Here is a 22,565-nt window from a genome sequence, read left to right on the forward strand (position 1 = left end):
AAATCAGAACAGGCAGCATGAACAATATCAAAATAAAACCGGGGCAGTTATTACTGGGCACAGTGCTGTCGTGGCTGGTGATCTCGTTTCTGGCGTATGCAACGGCCGGCATACGAGGGGAAGCTAATATTACCTATACTTTGCTGCAGATCACGTATTACTTCTCCTTGCTACTTTCCGCAGAGGCTTACATCAGTATGCTACTGAACCCCCAGTGGACCCGTGTAAACCTGGGAACTATACTTTTGCTAGTGGCACCGGCCCTGCTATACCTGGTTTGGTTTGTGAGTGAGATTATGTTTTAAGACGGCAAATGGCTCAGGTTTTTTCTCAATATCCTTTCGTGGTTATACTTATAGTTGCCAACTACCTGGTGGTGCTACTAAGTATCTTTCATCTCATCTTTAAAACAAATTATACTTTGCCACAGCGCCTTAACTGGATGGTGCTGCTCTGGATACTGCCCATACTTGGCCCGGCGGCTTATTGGTATTTCTGGTATAAGCGGACCACGGATTAAAACCGGTGATTAAGGGGGATTTGATGGATTAATTGGATTTCTGACTTGGCCGAGTGAAGCTACATTATTATAGGGTTGGCAAAACTGGCTATCTTAATCCAAACGAAAAAGACGCAAAATATTGCGTCTTTACATAAATCCTACATTATAAGATAATCCCTCTAATCAATCTAATCCCCTTAATCTGTGGTCAAAATCACCGATCTGTTTAGGCTGGGCTAACTGTTTTCTCGTTGGCTATTGCTGCTGCGTTGGCGCGTTGGTCCGTGTCGAACAGGAACTGGTTTAGTTTAACGCGAAGGTCGGAAGAGGATAAATTGCGGAAAACCTCGCCGTTGCGCACAAGCGCGATCTGGCCTGTTTCCTCAGATACCACCAGCACCACGCTATCCGTGATCTCGGTCAGGCCAATGGCGGCGCGGTGACGCAAACCCATAGAGGCGGGTATCTCCTGGTTCTCCGAAACCGGAAGTATACAGCGGGCAGCTTTGATTCGATTGCCCGAAATGATGACAGCGCCATCGTGCAATGGGCTGTTCTTGTTGAAGATGGAAACCAGTAAACGCTTCGAAATAACCGCGTCGATCAAGTCGCCGGACTCGGCATAGTACTTTAGCTCAGAGCTTTTGGTGAACACGATGAGTGCGCCTGTATTCTTGCCTGCCAACGACTTAGCAGCCTCAATAAAAGGGGTAAGGCTCAATTTATCGCTTTGCTCGCGGCGCCACGGGAAACTCCGGAAAAAGCGATCGTTGTTAAAGGCCGTGGTTTTGCCTATAAGCAGTAGGAAGCGCCTGATCTCGGGCTGGAAAAGTATAATAGCTGCCAGTACACCCACACCCATAAACTGCCCAAGTATAATACTGAGCAACTCCATGCCGGCAGCGCGCACCACCAGGTACAGCAGGTAAATAGAAAGCAGGCCAAGGAAGATCTTCAGCGCCACACTACCCGTCAGGAGCTTGTACAGTTGGTACAACAGCGCCGTAACGAGCAGGATGTCGATGATGTCGAGCATCTCAATCTCCAGGAACCCTATGCTGAATAATAATTTCAAAGTATTGTTTTCGAGTAAATTTGTACTGTTTGCTTTGTTTCTTTTACGTCGTGCACCCTCAAAATGTCGGCACCCTTCATCAACGCGATTGTGTTGGCGGCTATTGTGCCGGTAAGCGCATCCGCCTGATCTATGCCCAGTGCTTTATAAACCATCGACTTGCGCGACATGCCGGCAAGTATAGGCAGCCCTAAGATACGCAATTCATCCATACGGTGCAGCAATTCGAAATTGTGCTCTATGGTTTTGGCAAATCCGAAACCGGGGTCAAGTATGATATCTTTTACGCCAAGCTGGATAAGTTTTGATACTTGCACCTGGAGTTCATCTATCACCTCCAGTACAACATCCTCATACTTAGCCAACGTTGTCATGGTTTGGGGCGTTCCGCGCATGTGCATTAAGATGTAAGGCACCTGTAGTTTTGCCACGGTCTCAAACATCGTCTCGTCCAGGTTTCCGCCCGAAATATCGTTTACAATGGCAGCTCCGGCACTCACGGCAGCCTCCGCCACACGGGCCCTGAATGTATCAACAGAAAGTATAGCTTCCGGAAAAGCTGCATGTATGGCTTCAATAGCAGGCACCACGCGGTCAATCTCTTCATGTTCCGAAATATTGGCTGCACCAGGGCGGCTCGAGTATCCTCCAATATCAAGTATGTCGGCACCGTCTGTTAGCATGGCTTCGGCGCGTTTTATAGCTTCGGCGGCTGAACTAAGCCTGCTGCCGGCATAAAAAGAATCTGGAGTGAGGTTGAGAATGCCCATTACCAGCGGAGTGCTCAGAGAGAGGATTTTTCCGCGGCAGTTAAGTGTACTTTTTTTATGAAAAAGCTTATCTTTCGAATCCAATGGTGGCATTTCAGTCTATCGTTTTAAAATTAAATCTAAAAAGTTGATTAGCCAAACACTGCAAGAATATAATAGCGTTGTAAACCGCTGCAAAGACACGTTTGTAAAGAAAACAAAAGATTACGGCACCGCCTGGCGCGTGCTGCGCTTACCATCTATCACCGATCAGATCTTTATCAAAGCCCAGCGCATCCGCTCTATTCAGGAGAAAGGGAAACAAATGGTGGAAGATGATATTAACGGGGAGTTTGTAGGCATTATCAACTACTGCGTGATAGCCCTGATGCAGCTGAACCTGCCAGTCGATGCGCCTTTGAGTCTGTCGGCAGAGGAGGTGGAGCGGGAGTATACGCATCATATTGAGGAAAACATTAAGCTGCTGAACGCCAAAAACCACGACTACGGCGAGGCCTGGCGCGATATGCGTGTAAGCTCCATCACAGATATTATACTTATGAAGCTATACCGCACTAAGCAGATAGAGGACAACGAGGGGCAGACGCTGATCTCGGAAGGGGTAGAGGCCAACTACCGCGACATGATCAATTACGCAGTTTTCGCGCTAATCAAGTCTGGGTTTGCGGAGTAACCTCCCCCTGCCCCCTCCTAAAAACAGGAGGGGGTAGTATATTCATTCCCCTCTTGAGAGGGGTTAGGGGTGTGTTAATTGTTCCCAAATTCCCCTCCTTGGACAATCGAGAACGAGAGTTCGAAGATTGCGAGCAAAGCTCTGAGGGGTGAGGGGTGGTTGGACCCGGCAAAGTATAAACTCTTTAACTTTCTAACGCTCTAACTTTCTAACTCAACATGAAATACATTAGCAAGTTTTGCTGGCTCTTTGTGGGCGTACTGTTCATCTTCTCAGGCCTGATCAAGATAAACGACCCGGTTGGCACGGCCATTAAACTGGAAGAGTACTTCGAGGTATTCTCTACCGACATCGCGCCATTCTTCAAAGCATTTGAGCCATACTCGCTGTTCCTGTCTATCTTTTTAAGTGCGGCAGAAATTGTATTAGGCGTGGCTTTGCTGGTGCGCTGGAAGCTAAAGAGCGTTTTGATTGCGCTGCTGGCCATGATCGTGTTCTTCACCTTCCTGACGTTTTACTCGGCATACTTTAATAAAGTGACCGACTGTGGCTGTTTTGGCGATGCCATTAAACTAACACCTTGGGAGTCGTTTACCAAAGATGTGATTTTGCTGGTGATGATCGTGATCCTGCTGATGACACAGCGCTATCTGCCTCCTTTTATCAACCAAAAAGTGGGAGCGGTGGTAACTGCGCTTATAGCCATACTTTCGGTGGGCATTGGCTGGTATGCCTACGAGCACCTGCCTTACATCGACTTCCGTGCTTACAAAGTGGGCAACAACATACCAACCATGATGAAGCCCACAGCCCCGCTGCGTTACAAGTACATTATGGTGAAAAATGGGGAGGAGCAGGAGTTTGAGGAGTACCCAACCGACCAAAGCTATACTTTTAAAGAGATGGTGGCCATTAACCCGGAGGATGGCCCAAAGATAACAGACTTTAACGTTTGGAACGACCAGGGCGACTTTACACAGGAGGTTTTAACCGGAAACAAGCTGATCATACTTGTGCAGAACACGGCCAAAGCCGATCGTGAGTCATTTAAGGAGATAAACAAACTGGTACAGGCCGCAGAGCAGCAGGGCATAACGCCGATGGTAGTAACCAGCAGCAGCGGCCAACTATTTGAAGAGTTCAGGCATGAAGTGAACCTGGCTGTGCCATACTACTTTGGCGACGGCACCCTGATCAAGACCATTATGCGCTCTAACCCGGGTATACTGCTGCTGCAAGATGGCACTGTTAAAGGCAAATGGCATTACAACGACACGCCAAGTATAGAGGAGGTGAAGGGTTTGCTTTAAAGGCGTTAATCGTTGTTCGTTGATCGTTGTTCGGAAGAATAAGGTTAATGGAATGGCGAATACGGTTTAGCAAATCTTCAAATAACGAGCAACGAATAACGAACAACCAAAATGAAGCTACTAGGATTTATACTTCGCCGCCTGGGGCACGGGCTTTTGATCATGCTGGGAGTATTGGTGGCGATATTCTTCCTGTTTAATGTGTTACCCGGCGATCCGGTGGCTTTGCTGGCTGGCCAGCGCTCCGACCTGAGCACACGTGAGGCCATTACCAAAGAACTGGGTCTAGATAAACCGCTGCCTATACAGCTGGCCTACTACTTGAACGATGTGTCGCCGGTGTCGGTGCATGAGGATACGGAGGCTAACCAGGCAAAGTATGAGTACACCAAACTGATTGATTTGGGTGATGATGCGCTGGTTTGGAAAACGCCTTACTTGCGCCGTTCTTTTCAGAGCAATAAAAACGTGACCGATATCCTGATGGATCACTTTACCGGTACCTTATGGCTGGCCGCTGCTGCCATGCTTATTGCCACGGTGTTCGGTATACTTTTCGGGGTGTTTGCCTCTCTAAAACCACACAGCGTGCTCGACCATACGTTAATTACCACATCGGTGCTGGGTATCTCGGTACCATCCTTTGTAGCTGCCATCCTTATAGCTATTACCTTCGGCTTTTACTGGTCCGACTGGACAGGCCTTAGCCTGACCGGGCAGCTATACGAGATAGACCCCTTCGAGGGAAAGCAACTAATGCTTCGTAACCTGCTATTGCCTGCCATTGCCCTGGGTATTCGTCCGTTGGCTATTGTAGTGCAGCTTACGCGCAGCTCCATGCTCGATGTCATGTCGCAGGACTACATTAGAACGGCCCGTGCAAAAGGCCTGAGCAAGTATAAAGTGATTTCGGGGCACGCCCTGAAGAATGCGCTTAACCCAGTGGTAACGGCTGTGTCGGGCTGGCTGGCTTCGCTTATGGCAGGTGCTTTCTTCATTGAGTATATCTTTAATTGGAAAGGCCTTGGCTCGGTAACGCTACAGGCTGTGCAAAACCTCGACTTCCCGCTGGTAATGGGCTCCACGCTTTTTGTGGCCTTCCTATTCATACTTATAAACATCCTCGTAGACCTGCTCTACGCCGCCCTGGACCCACGTGTGAAACTGGACTAATGTCTTTAAATTATGAATGATGAATTAAGAAGTATGAATGAACTTTGTACTTTCTTTAACTATCAGTAGCAATTCATAATTTCTAATTAATAATTGAAGGAAATGCTGATCTTCTTTATTGGTATGATGGGAAGCGGAAAGACCACGCTGGGCAGGCAACTGGCACAGCAGTTGGGCTATACTTTTGTAGACCTGGATGCCTACATAGAGCAGCGGGAAAAGAGATCGATAGCTTCTGTTTTTGCTGAGCACGGCGAAAATGCTTTCCGGGAAATGGAGCGTGCTGCACTGGATGCCGTCGTGCAGGAGTATAAAAGTGCTGTGATAGCCACTGGCGGAGGCGCTCCCTGTTTTTTAGATAATATCAGCTACATGAACCGACACGGTGAAACCCTGTTTTTATCTGTGCCTCCCGAAGAACTCAGCCGCAGGCTCCTGTCAGCGGATTTGAGCACACGCCCTTTGCTGGCTGGCAAAACAGCAGACGAAATAAATTCCTTTATTACTAAAACCTTGGCTCACAGGGTATGGTTTTATCAGCAGGCAAAGTATAAAGTTGAGGGCAGCGATATTACAGTGGCACAATTAAGGCAAAGGCTCAACCCTTATTAATTCACCGCCGTTATACAACAATATATGAGGGCAAACTATAGCTGTTTTTTTATCAAAAAGTTTAGTTTTGCGGCTCTGAAATATACAGCAAAATTCTACTATGAAACCCAACCATAAAGGACGTGCGCAACTCTTCGAGAACCCTATTCTCGAAAAGATGACAAGGACACACATCGCCCTCCCTATCTCTATTTTTATACTTATTGCCACAGGCATGCTATACTACGGTTTGGCGCACAGCCTTATTAACCTGGTGCAGGCAATTGGCTTTTTCTTACTGGGATGGCTTGTTTTTACATTGTTGGAGTACCTGGCGCACCGCTATGTTTTCCATATGGATACTGATACGCCTCTGAAATCGCGGATGCAATACCTGTTTCATGGCAACCACCATGAGTTTCCGAAGGATAAGAAACGTTTGGCTATGCCCCCGGTGGTTAGCTTGCTTTATGCCACACTGTTCTTTTTTGTTTTTGAGCTGATCTTCGGGCAGTACGTGTTTGGTGTGGTGGCAGGCATCTTGTTTGGTTACGCCATGTATCTGTTCGTGCATTATGCGGTGCATGCGTATGCGCCTCCTAAAAACTTCCTGAAGCAGCTTTGGATACACCACAGCATTCACCATTACAAAGACCCTGAAGTAGCGTTTGGAGTATCATCGCCGCTTTGGGATTACCTGCTGGGTACGATGCCTAAACGTAATAGGTAAAAGTCATATAAAAAGGAGCCGAAAGGCTCCTTTTTATTTTTAGTTAGCGTCTTATTTTTCGCAGAAGCCAGGCAATCAGCATAATGATCAGGACAACCAGAATAATGCCTACCCACATGCCTGCTTCAAATATATCTCCCACCAGCTCGCAACTGCTAAGTGTAAAGGTAAGCAGCACAAGCAGGGTCATTAAGTATACTCTTATGTTTTTCATAGTTTTAGACTTTTAGTTAAAGGTATTACCCCCATATCATACCATGTCCCGGTGTGTTTATTATGAAGATATTATCATGTATTATGATACTGTTTCACAGCTTAAAAGGTTGGTTAGCCGCTTACGTATAATATAAATGGGCAAGGAGTATGCATTATAAGTTGGTAACCAAATCATTATGCCTAGTACATCTTAAATACGTATCTTATTAAGTATAAATACCTATATTTGAAACACTGTACCTTTTAGGTTTAAACGACTGCCGCAGCATTCATACTTTACCCTTAGCACAACAACCCATACATGGAAAACTATGATATAACTTTAGTGGCTGATGACCACATCTTCTCAGTGGAGATGCATCAAAGCACATCGATGATGCGTGTTCATTGGAAACAACACGTGGAGGGTGATCTGCTTAAAGAGAAGTTTCAGGCTTTACTAAACATTATAAAAAGGTTTAAGCCCAAAAGGTGGCTCGGAAATGCAAAAGCAATGCATTACACCACGATCCAGGATGCCCGCTGGTTCTTTAAAACGTTCCTGCCGCAGTTGGTTGAGTCGTCGGTGATGCGTTATGCGCGCATCGAAACCCGTAACAGCCTGATGGCCCTTGACTCCATGAACCTTCAGGACTGGCTGAATAGTTTGCCGGAAGGAGATAAGGCGCCTTTTGAATTCAGATTTTTTTACGAAGAGGAGCCAGCATTGGAATGGCTATATGCCCCGGCTTACTAGGATAAGGCAATTGTATGGCTCTAGCGTCTGAAGTTTGTTAGGGCCATACTTTTGCGCGTTCTGTTTTAAACTGGTAAAGGGTTTGGCTGATGTTATGTGCAGGCAGCTCTTTTATTTTATCAGCGCAGAGCAGCGGGGCAGTTCACGGGTATTGCTAAACGGTAGCAGATAAAACAAAAAAGCCACTCATTTCTGAGTGGCTTTTGCTCCCCCTCCTGGGCTCGAACCAGGGACCCCCTGATTAACAGTCAGGTGCTCTAACCGACTGAGCTAAGGAGGAATTTCGACATATCTTCGGCAGCTTACCCGCTGAATGATGATGCAATATTACGGCAGTTTAAGTAAATGTGCAAGTATGATCCCAAAAAAATCTTTCCTAAAAATGTAATTTCCTGTAAATCAAACCAAAATTTTTAGTTCGTGATGTATAGAATAGAGCCGGATAGAGAGGTTCTATACTGCTTTAAGCCATACACTGCAGGGCCGGAGGTTACATTGCCCTGGAAATTGAACTGTGAACCGCAACATTTATCTACTATAAATAGGTTGGATTGGTCTACTTCCACTTGCCCGCAGGCGGCTGTGGGGTCGTAGGGGCAGGCACGTTCGAAAGCAGTATACAAATTGGCTGTCTGGCGAACAACTAAAATGCCTTTATAACCGGCATTTAAGTATACATAGCCGCCGTCGCGGCGCAACTCGGGGTACTGCAGGCTACTTACGTTTATTTGCTCGCTAACAGGCACCTCCGGGATGGAGGGCCCTTGAAAGCTGTCGTTGCAGCTTATAAGTACAAACAGTATAAGCAATGGCCAGAGCCTACTCATACTTGTAAAAGCCCCTGCCAGACTTGCGGCCGTGGTGGCCTGCGTCCACTTTCTGTTGCTGTATGCGGCTTGGTCTGAATTTTGGGTCATAGTGAAAAGCCTCGAACATGGATGTTGTTACCGAGTAGTTGGTATCAACACCGATCAGGTCCATTAGTTCAAAGGGGCCCATCTTAAAGCCGCTGGCCTGCATCAGTTTGTCTATGGTTTCGATGTCGGCTACGCCTTCTTCCAGCAGCTTAAGCCCCTCCACGTAAAAATGGCGCGCTACACGGTTAACGATAAAACCAGGAGAATCTTTTGCCATAACGGCAACTTTCCCAAGTTTTTCGGCCAGTTGCTTTATAGTTTCGGCAATCTCTGGTGCTGTGGCCGCACCCGAGATAACTTCCACCAGTTTCATGATGTGAGCCGGGTTAAAGAAGTGCATGCCCACCACACGCTCCGGGTTAGGTATAGCTGCCGCTATCTGCGTGATCGGAATAGAAGAGGTGTTAGAGGCAAGTATGGTATCCGGAGTGTTAATATCTGCCAATTCCTTAAAAATACTTTGCTTCACCTCCAGTTTCTCTACAATAGCTTCAATGATCACGTCGCAGCTTAATTGTAGGGTATCACCGGTAAAATTTAGGTTTTCCAGTGTAGTCTGTTTCTCCTGCTCTGTAAGCTTGCCGCGTTCTATGCCTTTGTCCAGGTTTTTTACAGTGGTAGCCTCAGCTTTCTGCAGCACCTGCGCATTGATATCAAAAAGTATGGTTTTAAAACCTGCCTGCGCGCATATCTGCGCAATGCCTTGCCCCATAGTACCGGCGCCAACAACGCCTATCGTTTTGATATCTTCTAGCTTCATGTTCTAATTGTTGATTGTTAATTGTTGGTTGTTGATTGTTTTGCCGAGAAACTGTAAGCTTTTATGCTATATGCAGTGTTTAACCTTACTTCAATCAATAGCCTATATAGGCTGATACATGAAAAGTAGGCTATAAGGTGCTATTAGCGAAGCCAACAATCAGCAATAAACAATCAACAATTAAATAACCCCCTCAAACTGGCGCAGGAAGCGCACGTCGTTTTCGGTGAACAGGCGCAGGTCTTTGATCTGGTACTTTAGCATCGTGATACGCTCGATACCCATGCCAAAGGCAAAGCCAGAGTATACTTTCGGGTCTATCTTGCAGCTTTCCAGCACGGCAGGGTCTACCATACCGGCACCACCAATCTCTACCCAGCCGCTGCCCTTACAAATGTTGCAGCCTTCGCCTTTACAGATGAAGCAGGAGATGTCGATCTCAGCGCTTGGCTCCGTGAACGGGAAGAACGACGGACGGAAACGGATTCTGGTGTCCTGGCCGAACATCTCTTTGGCGAAGTAGTAAAGGGTTTCCTTTAAATCTTTGAAGCTAACGCCTTTGTTTACATACAAGCCCTCTACCTGGTGGAATACCATGTGCGCACGCGCCGAAATGGCCTCGTTGCGGTACACACGGCCCGGCATAATGCTGCGTAGCGGTGGCTGGTTGTTCTCCATCAGGCGCACCTGCACATTCGAAGTATGGGTACGTAGCAGCTTGTCCTTATCATCGCTCAGGAAGAAGGTGTCCTGCATTTCACGGGCAGGGTGGTTCTCCGGAAAGTTCAGGGCAGAGAAGTTGTGCCAGTCGTCTTCGATCTCAGGGCCTTCGGCCACGTTAAAGCCGATGCGTTCGAAAATGCGCACGATCTCACGGCGCACCAGCGAAAGCGGATGGCGGGTACCCAGGGTATTAGGTACAGTTGGAAGTGTAAAGTCGAAGCCTGTGTCACCTGCGGTGTCGGTTGCGCTGGCCAGTTGCTCCTGCGCCTGGTCAAAACGCTCCTGTGCACGGTTCTTCAGTGCATTCAGCTGCTGCCCAACCTCGCGGCGCTGCTCAGGGGCCACCTGCTTCAGGTTATCAAAAAGCTCCGCCACACGGCCTTTGCGGCCAATGTAGGTAATTCTGAACTGCTCCAACTCGGCAGCATTGGTAAGCTGTGCCGATTCTATCTCTTGTGCTATTCGCTGTATGTTCTCCACCATAATATGCAAAGATAAAATTACTGTGGGATAATACGTAAATTCTGCGGGCAAAATGGTTTTACCTCCCCTAGCCCCTCCTAAAAACAGGAGGGGGATTTCTGCTATACCGGGTCAAACCACCCCTGCCCCTCCTGGGGGTGAAGGGGCCCCCTTTAGAGTCCAAGGCGGGGAGTTTTCCTGTGAACGATTGACACACCCCTGCCCCCTCTCAAGAGGGGAATTTACCTCCCCTAGCCCCTCCTAAAAACAGGAGGGGGATTTCGGCAATGCCGGGTCAAACCACCCCTGCCCCTCCTTGTCCAAGGCGGGGAGTTACTGTCTTTACTAATTTACACTTGCTTGCCAGTTGCAACAGCCACTTACGAAGAAGTGTCGATCCCAGCCTTTGGGTTGAGCGCCTTGTAGCTGTTGCGGTGCCGAACGCAGTGAGGCAGTCGGAGCAGAGCGGAGGCAGCTTCAGGTACACCGCGCGATGCCCGAAGGCGAGGCCACGCGGCCTTGAGCGTACCAAAGCCAGAGATGAAACAGTAGGCAAGTAAGACTGAGGAAGAACAGCAACTAGAAAGAAAGGCGGGGAATAGGTAGCATAGTTCATGGCAGTTGCAGTAGCAGACAAAAAACAGACTTGCATTGGTTTTATGGCTGGGCGCCATGGCCCAGTCATAAAACTACTCTAACCCTCAACAACATAGCATAAAAACTATATAATTTCTACCTTTACCGACGCAATCCCCTCGTTTACCGACTTCTTGCCGGGGGTAACCTATTAGATATAGCCCTCAGATGGCTTTTGAAGTACATTTGAGTAATAAATCAAACAAAAGAACTATGGATAACAGAGATTTTAACCCGAACAGCAACTACGGCGACAACTGGGATAACCCGAGCCACAGGGGCGGCAATGGTAAAGTAATGGCCGGACTATTATTGGTTGTAATAGGCCTGGTAATACTTGCCACAAAACTCAACTACTTCTTTTTACCAGGCTGGGTGTTCTCCTGGCAGATGTTCCTGATCGTGTTGGGCCTTTTTATTGGGTTCAAGCATAACTTCAGAAAACCGGGCTGGCTGGTGCTGGTAATTATTGGTACCGTGTTCCTGCTAAGCGACCTGATTCCGGGTATTAACCTGAAATTTTACTTCTGGCCTATACTTCTGATCGGTATCGGGTTATGGGTGATGCTGAAACCTAAAAACCAATATCCCAGGCACATGCCGCAGCCACGCCAACCACTGAACGATTACCCTGAAAGCGACTATGCCACAGATCAGGCTGACGAAGGCTTCAGTATACTAGGCAGCGATGCCTCTACGGAAGATTACGTGGATGCTACGGCCATATTCGGTGGAGTGAAGAAAAACATCATCTCTAAAAATTTCAGAGGCGGCGAGGTAGTGAGTGTTTTTGGTGGTACAGAGCTTAACATGAGCCAGGCCGATCTGCAACAGCCTGCCGTGCTGGAAGCTACCCAGATATTTGGAGGGACCACGCTGATTGTGCCGGCCCACTGGGAGGTAAAATCGGAGGCGGTGGCCATACTTGGTGGCATAGATGATAAGCGCCCCATCATGCCCGGTGGCTACGACCCGAACAAGGTGCTCATCATAAAAGGTACTTCCATGTTTGGTGGTCTTCAGATCAAAAGCTTCTAAAGTATAAACTGCCATGGGTCCGATGCGCATTGTGCTGGTATACCTGGGTTGGGCTTTGCTTTGGGCAATAGTGCAAACCACGCTGCTGTGGCTGGTGGGCCTGCCTCTCGAAAAAGCCATACCTGACGCAGTGGTTACGAACCTGCTCTTGGTTGCGGGGGGCTATGCCATGAGCACGGGGCTACGCTACTACCAGCCGGGAGTAAGGCAGGTGGCCTACTTATTTAGCTGGAGTTTTGGTTTGGCTGCCATCTGCATACTTGCTTTCAGGTATTTTGCCAACTGGGCGTTTAAGTCCGACGAAGTATACTTAAACTTTGTGGAGGCCACGCTGGCAGTACGATTTGTGTTTGCCTGGCTGATGGTGCTGCTAATGCTACTGCTTAGCTGGATGTGGTTTTATACGCAGGGCCGCCGGCTGGACGAAGAACGAAAGGCTACCACTGAGAAACTGGCCCGTGAGGCTGAGCTTTACAGTCTGCGGCAACAACTGCAGCCGCATTTCCTGTTCAACAGCCTCAACTCTATCAGTGCTTTGGTAGGGGCAAGGCCGGAGCAGGCACGCACCATGGTGCACCAGCTGTCGGAGTTTTTGAGGGGCACGCTGCGCAAGGACAACCAGCAAATGGTTACGCTGGAAGATGAGCTAAAACACCTGGGTTTATACTTAGAGATAGAGAAAGTACGCTTCGGGCATCGCTTGCAAACCGCCATACAAGTACAAGACGAAACTATGAACATGCGGCTTCCTGCCCTTTTGCTGCAGCCTGTTGTGGAGAATGCCATTAAGTATGGCCTATACGACACCACCGGCGAAACCCTGATAAGTATTAAGGCCACCGCAACCGACCACCACCTGCAACTGGAGGTGCACAACCCTTACGACCCCGAAACTGTGCGGCCAAACAAAGGCACAGGTTTTGGGCTAAGCTCGGTGCAGCGCAGGTTATACTTGCTGTATGCCCGCCAGGACCTGCTCCAAACAAAGCAGCACGATCATACTTTTACCACCATCATTAAAATACCGCAAACAAAATGAGTAGTAAGTGCCTGATTATTGATGATGAGCCATTGGCCAGAAGTATAGTGGCAGAGTATCTGCAAAGCCACCCCGAAATAGAAGTAGCCCAGGAGTGCGGCGATGGTTTTGAGGGAGTGAAAGCCATTATGCAGCACCGGCCAGATCTGATCTTCCTGGATATACAGATGCCCAAGATAAATGGTTTCGAAATGCTGGAACTGGTGGAGCATGCCCCGGCGGTTATCTTCACGACGGCTTTTGATGAGTATGCCATTAAAGCTTTTGAGACCAACGCAGTGGATTACCTGCTGAAGCCTTTTAGCAGAGAGCGCTTTGATGCAGCCATTAAAAAGTGGCAGGAACAACGGAAACAAGCCAACGCAGAGGCAACTTTAAAGCAACTCGAGGAAACGCCTGCAAAACAACCCGAAGAGCAGGTGCGCATTGTGGTAAAGGTGGGCAACAACATCCGCATCATACCTGTGGCCGATGTGCACTACCTGGAGGCCTACGACGACTACGTGAAGATACACACCCAGGACGGCACTTTTCTGAAGAAGAAGACCATGGGCTATTACGAAAACACCCTCGACCCAAGCCAGTTTGTGCGTGTGCACCGTTCGTTTATACTTGCCCTCTCCCAACTCACCCGAATAGAACCCCTTGAGAAAGACAGCCATATGGCATTACTCAAAAGCGGCAAGCGTATCCCGCTGAGCAAGAGTGGCTATACAAAATTACGCGCAGTGCTGGGTTTATAAAATTTTCAGGATTTGCCTTTGCCTGATTGGTTTGGCAAAGAGCACTTGGGCACCCTAAAGCTGTTGTTAAATAAGGCAATGGCGGGTTTTATACTTACGTACTTTTCTTATCTGCTAGCGGCCTCTTTGCACAATGTTTATATACAGTTAGATAGCCCTGTTTTCACCCGAAACATTTTAGGGATATTATTGGTTGGAAACTTTGGAGATTAAAAACGTTTCCATAGTTTTGCGGCGAAATGGAGATCGAAGAAAACATAGAAATCAAGAACAGGATATCACAGGCCGCTTTTGAGCTCTTTTGTCAGAAAGGGATTAAAAGTGTATCGATGGATGATATTGCGCAGCACTTGTCGATGTCTAAGAAAACCATTTATAAGTGGTTTGATAACAAAGACCAGATCGTGTACCACTCTTGCAGCTGCTTTTTAGATGCTATAGAGAGTGACTGTGAAAGCTACATGAAGGATGCTGGCAACGCTATTGAAGAACTGTGGGGCCTTATGGAGATGACCAAAAGCATTTCCAGTAGAATACACCCGTCTATTTTCCATGATGTACAGAAGTACCACCGCGACAGCTGGCAGCTGTGGGTTACTCATAAGTATAGCTTCATGCTGGAGAAGATCAAGCTGAACATACTTCGTGGCGTGGCCGAAGGGTTGTTCCGGGGCGACCTGGATGTGGAGATCATGTCGCGTATGCGCCTGGGTATGATAGAGCTAGCTTACGACAACAGGCTGTTCCCGCCACATGAGTTTGATTTACAGAAAGTGCAGGTGGATATGCTGGAGCATTACATGCTGGGTATGGCAACGCTACGCGGACATAAAATGATCAATGAGTTTAAGCACAGAATCGAAGAAGAATAACACTACCTACTAAAATTATGAAAAACTATCTAAGCCTTTTTCTGGCTGTCTTTACCCTGCTTGGCGGTGCCTACGCACAGAGTCAGAACCCGCAAGCATTTAGCCTGCAGGAAAGTATAAACTATGCCCTGCAGAACCGCGCCAGCCTTGCCGCTACCCGCAACGAAGAAAAGATCGCCAAAGCCAAAGTGGGTGAGATCAGGTCTATGGGTTTGCCGCAGGTAAATGGTTCGCTGGATGTGGGTAATAACTTTGTGCAGCAGCAGAATTTCCTTCCAGCGGAGTTCTTTGGCGGTGAGCCAGGTACGTTTACACCAGTAACATTTACACCAACCTACACTGGTAACGCTATCGTAACCGGCAATCAGCTTTTGTTTGATGGTACATACCTAATTGGCCTGAAAGCTGCTAAAACTTACACTGAGCTTTCTAGAAAAAGTACGGTACAGAGCGAAATAGAAGTAGCTGAGCAGGTATCAAAAGCATATTATGGTGTGCTGGTAAACCGTGAGCGCATGGAGCTATTGAATCAGAACATCAGCAGGCTGGAAACCTTGCTTATGCAGACCAGGGTGATGTTTGATAACGGCGTTGCCGAGAAATTGGACGTGGATCGTTTGCGTGTTTCGTTGAACAATTTACAGGTTGAAAAGCAGAAAGCGGAACGCCTGATGGATTTAAGCGAAAGCCTGCTGAAGTTCCAGATGGGGATAGATCAGAAGCAGCCTCTGACATTGACGGACAAACTTGCGGAGGTAGAAGTGAATCTGGCACAAGTTACGCCTGCGGCATTTGATTACAGTCGCCGCATCGAGTTTTCTATACTTGAAACACAGCGCGATCTTGCTGAGCTTGACCTGCGCAACAAACGTTCAGGATACCTGCCAAAGCTATACTTAAACGCACGCTACGGCTATAATGCCGCTAACAACGACTTCGACCAGATAACCAAAACCCGAAACTGGCTGGAATATGGTTATGTAGGTGGCCAGTTACAGGTACCCATCTTCGACGGTTTGCGCAAGCACTACCAGATACAGCAGGCAAAACTAACCCTCGACAACACCAAGTATGGTTTTGAAACCCTGCGCCAAAGTATAGACCTGCAGATAGATCAATCCTCAACAGAACTTACCAACGCCCTGGATGTGCTGGAGGCTCGTCGTGAGAACCTGGAGCTGGCTGAAGAGATTGCGCGAGTGGCTAAGATTAAGTTCCAGGAGGGTGTAGGCTCTAACCTGGAGGTGATCACTGCCGAAACCGAACTCCGTGAGGCGCAGACAAACTACTATGCTGCCATCTACGACGCATTAATTGCCAAAGTGAACCTGGAAAAAGCCACTGGCTCGCTGTTAACTAAATAAAACTATCGAAAAACTACCAAATCGCTAAAACTGAAATGAAACGAATACTAGGAATATCTACTGTAGCTATAATGCTGGGATTAGCTTCTTGCGGTGGCAACAACGACAAAGAGGCACAATTAAAGCAACTGAAGGCACAGCAGGAGCAGCTGCAAGAGCAGATCGCACAGCTGGAGGCCGAACTGAAGGCAGAAGGCAAAACAGTAGTGTCTCAGAAGAAAACAGTGCCTGTGAGCGTAGAGCCGGTTACGCAGGATACATTCCGCCATTACCTGGAAACGCAGGGTAAAGTTGATTTTGACCAGAACGTGCTGGTTAGTGCCAAAGTGCCGGGTGTGCTTACAAGCGTGCGCGTAGAGCGTGGCGACAGGGTATCTAAAGGCCAGACCATGGCAACCATTGATGCGCAGGTGTTGGAGCAGAGCATTGCTGAGCTTAAAACGCGCCTCGACCTGGCTAAGATCGCTTTTGAGAAGCAGAAAAACCTTTGGGACCAGAAGATCGGCACAGAAATGCAGTACCTGACGGCCAAAAATAACAAAGAGGCCCTGGAGCGTAGCCTGGCTACTTTATACCAGCAGCGCGATCAGTACAACATCAAAGCCCCTATCAGTGGTGTGGTGGATGAGGTAGTGCCAAACGCAGGTGAGTCTGTTGCGCCGGGTATGGGTATCATCCGTGTGGTAAATACGCAGGGCGGCAAAGTGGTTGCCGAAATTTCGGAGGCATATCAGGCCAAGATCAATAAAGGCGACGAGGCTGTGGTATACTTCCCTGACCTGAACAAAGAGGTGGTATCGAGAGTGAGCGTGGTGGGTGCCAATATTAACCCGACCAGCCGCACCTTTACCGTGGAGCTGGATCTGAAAAACGGACAGGATATAACACTTAAGCCAAACATGGTAGCTGTGGTGCGCATCCAGGATTATAAGAATGAGGGCGCCATTGTGCTGCCTGTGAACCTGGTGCAGAAAGACGAGAAGTCGGAGTATGTGTATGTTGCCAAGAAAGAGGGCGACAAGTATGTGGCTGCGCGCAGGGAAGTGAAGACCGGCATGAGCTATAACGGCAAAGTAGAGATACTGAGCGGCTTAACGGCCAACGACCAGGTGATCACGGCTGGCTACCAGAACGTGAATGAAGGACAACCGGTGGTGTTTACACAGAACAGCCTGACGCAGAAATAAGAATTTCCTTTTAAAGAAATAAACTATGAAGCAGTTTAAGCCAACCAGTTGGTCTATCGATAATAGAACAAGTATCTATATCATAACCATCATCATTACACTGGCGGGTATATTTTCATATATCAACCTACAGAAAGAAAACTTCCCCGACATCGTAATTCCGACCATGTTCGTGGGCACCGTTTACCAGGGTACTTCTCCCTCAGATATGGAGAACCTGGTCACGCGTCCCATCGAAAAGGAAATCAAAGCGATCTCCGGGGTTAAAAAAGTAACCTCCAACTCTATGCAGGACTTCTCCATGATCGTGGTGGAGTTTAATACTGATGTGGAGGTGGCAGAGGCCAAGCAGAAAGTAAAGGATGCCGTGGACAAGGCCCGTACAGAGCTGCCCACCGACCTGACCTCTGAGCCTAACGTGCAGGAGGTGGCTTTCTCTGAGTTCCCGATCATGTACGTGAACGTGTCGGGCAACTATAGCCTGGACAAGCTGAAGCAGTATGCCGAAGACCTGCAGGACCGCATCGAGTCGTTCTCTGAGATTACCCGCGTGGACATGGTGGGTGCCCTGGACAAGGAGGTACAGATCAACATGGACCTGTACAAGATGCAGGCTGCCAAAGTAACTTTCAACGATATCATCAATGCCGTTGGCCGCGAAAACGTTACGGTGTCTGGTGGTAACATTACTGTTGGCGAGGCCAAGCGTTCGGTGCGCGTGGTAGGCCAGTACGTAGACCCGAATAAAATCGGCGACATAGTAATACAGTCGGTATCTGGTGCTAACATACAGCTGAAAGAGATCGCTGAAGTTAAGGAGGGCTTTGAGGAGCAGGAAAGCTTTGCCCGCCTGGACAACTCCCCGGTAATTACCCTGAACGTGATCAAGCGCAGCGGTGAAAACCTGATCGAGGCTTCTGATAAGGTAAACGAGGCAATTGAGGAAATGAAAGGCACTACCCTGCCCGATGACCTGAAAGTAACCATTACCGGCGACCAGTCTAAACAAACACGCCATACCCTGAACGACCTGATCAACACCATCATCATCGGCTTTGTGCTGGTAACGCTGGTACTGATGTTCTTTATGGGTACAACTAATGCCATTTTCGTGGGCTTGTCGGTGCCGATCTCTATGTTCCTGGCATTTATACTTATGCCAACATTGGGCTTCTCACTTAACATGATCGTGCTTTTCTCGTTCCTGCTTGCCCTTGGTATAGTAGTGGACGATGCCATTGTGGTGATCGAGAACACGCACCGTATTTTCCATACAACCAACCTAAGTATAGTTAAATCGGCGAAGGCTGCTGCCGGCGAGGTGTTTGTGCCTGTGTTGGCTGGTACGCTTACAACGGTTGCCCCATTCCTGCCGCTGGCGTTCTGGCCGGGTGTGGTAGGCAAGTTTATGTTCTTCCTGCCTATTACCCTGATCATTACACTAATGTCGTCGTTGCTGGTGGCATTCATCATTAACCCGGTGTTTGCGGCCTCTTTCATGAAAAAGCATGAAAAGGCAGCCACGCCGCGTTCCCGCAAAATATTCTGGATTTTTGTAGCGATCGGCTTTGCCATTGCAACCATTGGCTACATAACTGGCTCTTATGGTATAGCGAACCTGGCCATACTGGTAGTGTTACTGATACTGCTTAACAAGTATGTGTTCACCAGCCTGATCGAGAAGTTCCAGAGCAACGTGCTGCCGCGCTTTATGGCCGGCTACGAAAACATACTTCGCTGGATGCTTGTTGGCAAAAGGCCGATTGGCGTGTTCCTGGGTGTAATTGGTCTGCTGATTTTTTCAATTGTGATCACTGCCCTGAATCCGCCTAAAATGGTGTTCTTCCCATCCGGCGACCCGAACTTTGTTTACGCTTACATCAACATGCCAATCGGTACGGATCAGGCTGTAACAGACTCGGTTACGAAGATAGTGGAGAAGCGCGTGTACAACGTGATAGGAGAGAATAACCCGAATGTGGAGTCGGTAATCTCGAACGTGGCGATTGGTGCCGGCGACCAGAACGAACGCAGTACAACGGCACAATCTCACAAAGGAAAGGTTACCGTTGCCTTTGTTGAGTATAAAGACCGTGAAGGTGATGTTTCTACTGCCGATTACCTGAGCCAGATCAGAGAAGCTGTGAAAGGTATACCGGGTGCCGACATAACCGTGGACAAAGAGCAGGGTGGCCCTCCGGTGGGCAAACCGATCTCTATCGAAATTGCCGGTGAAGACTTTGAAGGTTTGATCGCACTGTCGAAGCAGGTAGAGCAGTACATTGATGAGCAAGGCATTGGCGGTATAGAGGAACTGCGCTCCGACCTGGAAGACAGCAAACCGGAGATCGTTGTGAATGTGGACCGTGAGCGCGCCAACCGCGAAGGCATTACAACCGGTCAGATTGGCCGCGAGGTGCGTACGGCGATTTTTGGATGGGAGGCTTCCAAGTTTAAACTCGACGAGGAGGAGTACCCGATCATGGTACGCTACGCAGCGCCTTACCGCGACAACATTGATGCCCTGATGAACATGAGCATCACGTACCGCGACATGAACTCAGGGCGTGTGCGCCAGATACCGCTTTCTTCGGTGGCAGACATTGAGTATGCTACTACGTATGGCGGCATCAAACGCAAAAACCTGAAGCGCATGGTTACGCTGGAATCGAATGTGCTGGCGGACCACAACCCGAACGAGGTGGTGCAGCAGATTGAGGAATCGTTGCAGAACTTCCAGACGCCGGAAGGATATGAGGTGAGAATGGGCGGACAGCAGGAAGAGCAACAGGAAACGATGCAGTTCCTATTGTTAGCCCTGGTTGCGGCCTTCCTGATCATCTTCCTGATCCTGGTAACGCAGTTTAACTCGGTGTCGAAGCCGTTCATTATACTTTCGGAGGTGTTGTTCTCGATCATCGGGGTGCTGTTAGGCTTCTCTATCTTCGGGATGGATACTTCGGTGGTAATGACAGGCGTTGGTATTGTAGCGCTGGCCGGTATCGTGGTGAAGAACGGTATCCTGATCGTGGAGTTTACAGACATACTGCTGGCAGAAGGCCGCGAACTGAAAGATGCGATCGTAGAGGCAGGCAAAACACGTTTGAACCCGGTATTGCTTACGGCAACGGCTACTATACTTGGCCTGATACCACTGGCAATAGGCTTAAACCTGAACTTCTATACGTTGTTCACAGAGTTTGAAGCTGGTTTCTTCCTGGGTGGCGACAGTGTGGCGTTCTGGGGGCCGCTGGCCTGGACGATCATTTTTGGTCTGAGCTTTGCTACCATCATCACCCTGCTGATTGTGCCGGTTATGTACCTGCTGAATGAGAAATTGAAAGACAGATTAATAAAAAAGAGAAAGCGTGAGTCGTTAAAAATGGTAGAGCAGCCAGAGGTTCATGTTAATGGGAAAGTTAGAGAATACACAGTTTAATTTACTATGATTGCTACAGATAGAGCTATTGAGAAAGAGGTTATCCGTATCATTAGCAAAACCAAAGAAATAAACGCAGACCGCCTTTGGGCTGACAGAATGCTGCAGGATTTCGGCTTTGATACGGTGGATGTGGTAGACATTATCCTGGAGTTGGAAAAGAATTTCAAGATAACCATACCTGACGAGGTGCCACTGGACAAAGTAGGCGATTTTATAAACTACGTATCCACGCAGACGCTGAAAGTAGCCAGCTAAGGTTTATTAAAACACACAAATGAGAAAGCCCCGGCGATTTGTTCGTCGGGGCTTTCTTATGTCTTTAAAGTCGTTGTTTGTTATTCGTTGTTTGGTTGCTAGAACTGTAGAGACGCAATATTTTGCGTCTTTTTGTTTTCATAGCGCAAGTGTTAAACGAAGTGTCACTTGTGCTGGCACATGGCTGCAAGTCTTCAGACTTGCGGAAGTATAAAGTATGAGTTTATACTTTGCAATTTCCTAAAGTATGGCTCACGGAAGTCTGAAGACTTCCCATTATTTTCTGGCACAAGTCACGCTAGCGCTTAAGACTTGCGCCAGAAGAGGGCTAAAGACTCACGCCACTCTATAAAATTATACTTTGGTTTAGTAGATAGTACGCTATAGTTGTAGCTTAAAAGATTGCGATACGGTAAGCTTTCAGTTTCTTGTCGAGGCCTTTGGCGTTGCCGCAGATGCTGTCGAGCAGTTTCCAGAATTTCGGGCCATGGTTCTTCTCTACGGTGTGGGCCAGCTCATGCAGGATCACGTAGTCGCAGAGGGCATCTGGCAGGCGCATCAGGTGCAGGTTCAGGTTGATGTTGTTGGTGTGCGAGCAGCTGCCCCAACGGCTTTTCGCATTCTTGATGAACACGTTCTCGTACGTAAACCCGAATTTTTCTGCGAAGTAAGCCACACGCTTAGGCAGGTATTGCTTTGCCTCTTTGCGGTACCCTTCCTCTATCGATTGCCGGACAAACTTCTGCACATCCGCATCACGCACATCTTTGTGGGCAGGGTAGAACACGTTGATGTAGCCATCCTGTATTACGCAGCGCATGCTGTACTGGGCATGTGTAAGCAGGCGCAAAGTATGGTACTTGGTCCTGAATTCCGTAGAGCCATCGTACACAGTTAGCTGCTCCTCATGCTGCTGCATGCGGGCCTGGTGCTCTTTTATCCAGTCTGACTTGGTATAAATGAGCTGTTCTGCTTTTTCGAAACTGATATGCGGCGGCACAGCCACGCGAATGCCCTTTAATGGACGGACGCTAATGCTGAGGCGTTTTGCTTTATCGCTTCGCTCAATCAGAACTTTCCCGATTCCGTCGATGTGTACATTAACGGAGGTAAGTCGTAAAAATGAAGAAGACACTTTGGCTAAAAAGTTAAAATACAAAATCCTGTCTCCAAATATAAAGAATAATTTCCTTACAAAACTATACTTTTAGCGCCTTTTGTTCGTTTTTATTTAAATCTTGTTATTAGTATTGTTCTATATTTTAATGTTTTAAAGAATGCCTTTTGTGCCCTTGGAATTCTTTAAATCAACTTTTAGTGCAAAAATAATGGCCGGTTACGCGGGTAGCCG

General features: G+C 48.1%; 23 protein-coding genes and 1 tRNA gene. 16 read left to right on the forward strand and 8 right to left on the reverse strand.

What is annotated here, in order from left to right:
- Positions 1-17 precede the first annotated feature (17 nt).
- Both AC4BAP_RS02395 and AC4BAP_RS02400 read left to right on the forward strand, forming a co-directional pair.
- Complete coding sequence (locus tag AC4BAP_RS02395) at positions 18-305, forward strand: hypothetical protein (RefSeq protein WP_490581010.1); 288 nt, start codon at positions 18-20, stop codon at positions 303-305.
- 8 nt (positions 306-313) lie between these two features.
- Positions 314-520: a PLDc N-terminal domain-containing protein gene (locus AC4BAP_RS02400; RefSeq protein ID WP_490581011.1), complete on the forward strand. Its 207-nt coding sequence runs from the start codon at positions 314-316 to the stop codon at positions 518-520.
- Positions 521-728: 208 nt separating this feature from the next.
- Here the strand turns inward: AC4BAP_RS02400 and cdaA are convergent, their stop codons facing one another.
- On the reverse strand, positions 729-1,577 hold the full coding sequence (gene cdaA / locus AC4BAP_RS02405; RefSeq protein ID WP_490581012.1) for a diadenylate cyclase CdaA: 849 nt from the start codon (positions 1,575-1,577) through the stop codon (positions 729-731).
- A complete protein-coding gene (gene folP / locus AC4BAP_RS02410) occupies positions 1,574-2,440 on the reverse strand; it encodes a dihydropteroate synthase (RefSeq protein ID WP_490581013.1) in 867 nt (288 codons plus the stop codon). Before folP ends, cdaA begins: the two co-directional genes overlap by 4 nt.
- Positions 2,441-2,474: 34 nt before the next feature.
- On the opposite strand from folP, the gene AC4BAP_RS02415 reads away from it, so the two are divergent.
- From AC4BAP_RS02415 to AC4BAP_RS02435, 5 genes are all read left to right on the forward strand, one after another.
- Positions 2,475-3,020 (forward strand): DUF1599 domain-containing protein, encoded by a 546-nt coding sequence (locus tag AC4BAP_RS02415; protein WP_490581014.1) that lies wholly within the window; start codon positions 2,475-2,477, stop codon positions 3,018-3,020.
- A gap of 218 nt (positions 3,021-3,238) precedes the next feature.
- Positions 3,239-4,330, forward strand: a complete 1,092-nt coding sequence (locus AC4BAP_RS02420) for a BT_3928 family protein (RefSeq protein ID WP_490581015.1) — start codon at positions 3,239-3,241, stop codon at positions 4,328-4,330.
- Positions 4,331-4,441: 111 nt separating this feature from the next.
- Complete coding sequence (locus AC4BAP_RS02425) at positions 4,442-5,503, forward strand: ABC transporter permease (protein WP_490581016.1); 1,062 nt, start codon at positions 4,442-4,444, stop codon at positions 5,501-5,503.
- 102 nt (positions 5,504-5,605) lie between these two features.
- Positions 5,606-6,115 carry a shikimate kinase gene (locus AC4BAP_RS02430; RefSeq protein WP_490581017.1) on the forward strand — a complete coding sequence of 170 codons (510 nt, stop codon included), beginning with the start codon at positions 5,606-5,608 and terminating at the stop codon, positions 6,113-6,115.
- Between the two features lie 100 nt (positions 6,116-6,215).
- Positions 6,216-6,824 carry a sterol desaturase family protein gene (locus tag AC4BAP_RS02435; RefSeq protein ID WP_490581018.1) on the forward strand — a complete coding sequence of 203 codons (609 nt, stop codon included), beginning with the start codon at positions 6,216-6,218 and terminating at the stop codon, positions 6,822-6,824.
- Positions 6,825-6,867: 43 nt separating this feature from the next.
- On the opposite strand, the gene AC4BAP_RS02440 is transcribed toward AC4BAP_RS02435, so the two are convergent.
- Positions 6,868-7,038 carry a hypothetical protein gene (locus tag AC4BAP_RS02440; RefSeq protein WP_490581019.1) on the reverse strand — a complete coding sequence of 57 codons (171 nt, stop codon included), beginning with the start codon at positions 7,036-7,038 and terminating at the stop codon, positions 6,868-6,870.
- Positions 7,039-7,341: 303 nt separating this feature from the next.
- On the opposite strand from AC4BAP_RS02440, the gene AC4BAP_RS02445 reads away from it, so the two are divergent.
- Positions 7,342-7,776, forward strand: coding sequence for a hypothetical protein (locus AC4BAP_RS02445; protein ID WP_490581020.1), 435 nt, complete (start codon positions 7,342-7,344; stop codon positions 7,774-7,776).
- Between the two features lie 206 nt (positions 7,777-7,982).
- Here AC4BAP_RS02445 and AC4BAP_RS02450 read toward each other — a convergent pair.
- From AC4BAP_RS02450 to pheS, 4 genes are all read right to left on the reverse strand, one after another.
- Positions 7,983-8,056 (reverse strand) — tRNA-Asn (locus AC4BAP_RS02450).
- 133 nt (positions 8,057-8,189) lie between these two features.
- A complete protein-coding gene (locus tag AC4BAP_RS02455) occupies positions 8,190-8,603 on the reverse strand; it encodes a hypothetical protein (RefSeq protein WP_490581021.1) in 414 nt (137 codons plus the stop codon).
- On the reverse strand, positions 8,596-9,453 hold the full coding sequence (locus AC4BAP_RS02460; protein ID WP_490581022.1) for a 3-hydroxyacyl-CoA dehydrogenase NAD-binding domain-containing protein: 858 nt from the start codon (positions 9,451-9,453) through the stop codon (positions 8,596-8,598). The genes AC4BAP_RS02455 and AC4BAP_RS02460 overlap by 8 nt, the downstream gene beginning before the upstream one ends.
- A gap of 180 nt (positions 9,454-9,633) precedes the next feature.
- Complete coding sequence (gene pheS / locus AC4BAP_RS02465; RefSeq protein ID WP_490581023.1) at positions 9,634-10,659, reverse strand: phenylalanine--tRNA ligase subunit alpha; 1,026 nt, start codon at positions 10,657-10,659, stop codon at positions 9,634-9,636.
- An 828-nt stretch (positions 10,660-11,487) separates the two neighbouring features.
- On the opposite strand from pheS, the gene AC4BAP_RS02470 reads away from it, so the two are divergent.
- The 8 genes from AC4BAP_RS02470 to AC4BAP_RS02505 all read left to right on the forward strand — a co-directional run bounded on the left by AC4BAP_RS02470 (position 11,488) and on the right by AC4BAP_RS02505 (position 21,214).
- Complete coding sequence (locus AC4BAP_RS02470; protein WP_490581024.1) at positions 11,488-12,312, forward strand: LiaF transmembrane domain-containing protein; 825 nt, start codon at positions 11,488-11,490, stop codon at positions 12,310-12,312.
- A gap of 13 nt (positions 12,313-12,325) precedes the next feature.
- Positions 12,326-13,351 carry a sensor histidine kinase gene (locus AC4BAP_RS02475; RefSeq protein WP_490581025.1) on the forward strand — a complete coding sequence of 342 codons (1,026 nt, stop codon included), beginning with the start codon at positions 12,326-12,328 and terminating at the stop codon, positions 13,349-13,351.
- Positions 13,348-14,094: a LytR/AlgR family response regulator transcription factor gene (locus AC4BAP_RS02480; protein WP_490581026.1), complete on the forward strand. Its 747-nt coding sequence runs from the start codon at positions 13,348-13,350 to the stop codon at positions 14,092-14,094. Before AC4BAP_RS02475 ends, AC4BAP_RS02480 begins: the two co-directional genes overlap by 4 nt.
- A 239-nt stretch (positions 14,095-14,333) precedes the next feature.
- Entirely contained in the window at positions 14,334-14,966 is a 633-nt protein-coding gene (locus AC4BAP_RS02485) for a TetR/AcrR family transcriptional regulator (RefSeq protein ID WP_490581027.1), read from the forward strand.
- A 17-nt stretch (positions 14,967-14,983) separates the two neighbouring features.
- Entirely contained in the window at positions 14,984-16,330 is a 1,347-nt protein-coding gene (locus AC4BAP_RS02490) for a TolC family protein (RefSeq protein WP_490581028.1), read from the forward strand.
- Positions 16,331-16,365: 35 nt separating this feature from the next.
- A complete protein-coding gene (locus AC4BAP_RS02495; RefSeq protein ID WP_490581029.1) occupies positions 16,366-17,517 on the forward strand; it encodes an efflux RND transporter periplasmic adaptor subunit in 1,152 nt (383 codons plus the stop codon).
- 25 nt (positions 17,518-17,542) lie between these two features.
- Entirely contained in the window at positions 17,543-20,956 is a 3,414-nt protein-coding gene (locus AC4BAP_RS02500) for an efflux RND transporter permease subunit (protein ID WP_490581030.1), read from the forward strand.
- Between the two features lie 6 nt (positions 20,957-20,962).
- On the forward strand, positions 20,963-21,214 hold the full coding sequence (locus AC4BAP_RS02505; protein ID WP_490581031.1) for an acyl carrier protein: 252 nt from the start codon (positions 20,963-20,965) through the stop codon (positions 21,212-21,214).
- 394 nt (positions 21,215-21,608) lie between these two features.
- Here the strand turns inward: AC4BAP_RS02505 and AC4BAP_RS02510 are convergent, their stop codons facing one another.
- On the reverse strand, positions 21,609-22,349 hold the full coding sequence (locus tag AC4BAP_RS02510) for a M48 family metallopeptidase (RefSeq protein WP_490581032.1): 741 nt from the start codon (positions 22,347-22,349) through the stop codon (positions 21,609-21,611).
- Between the last annotated feature and the right edge of the window lie 216 nt (positions 22,350-22,565).

The organism is Pontibacter sp. GD7 (assembly GCF_058216375.1).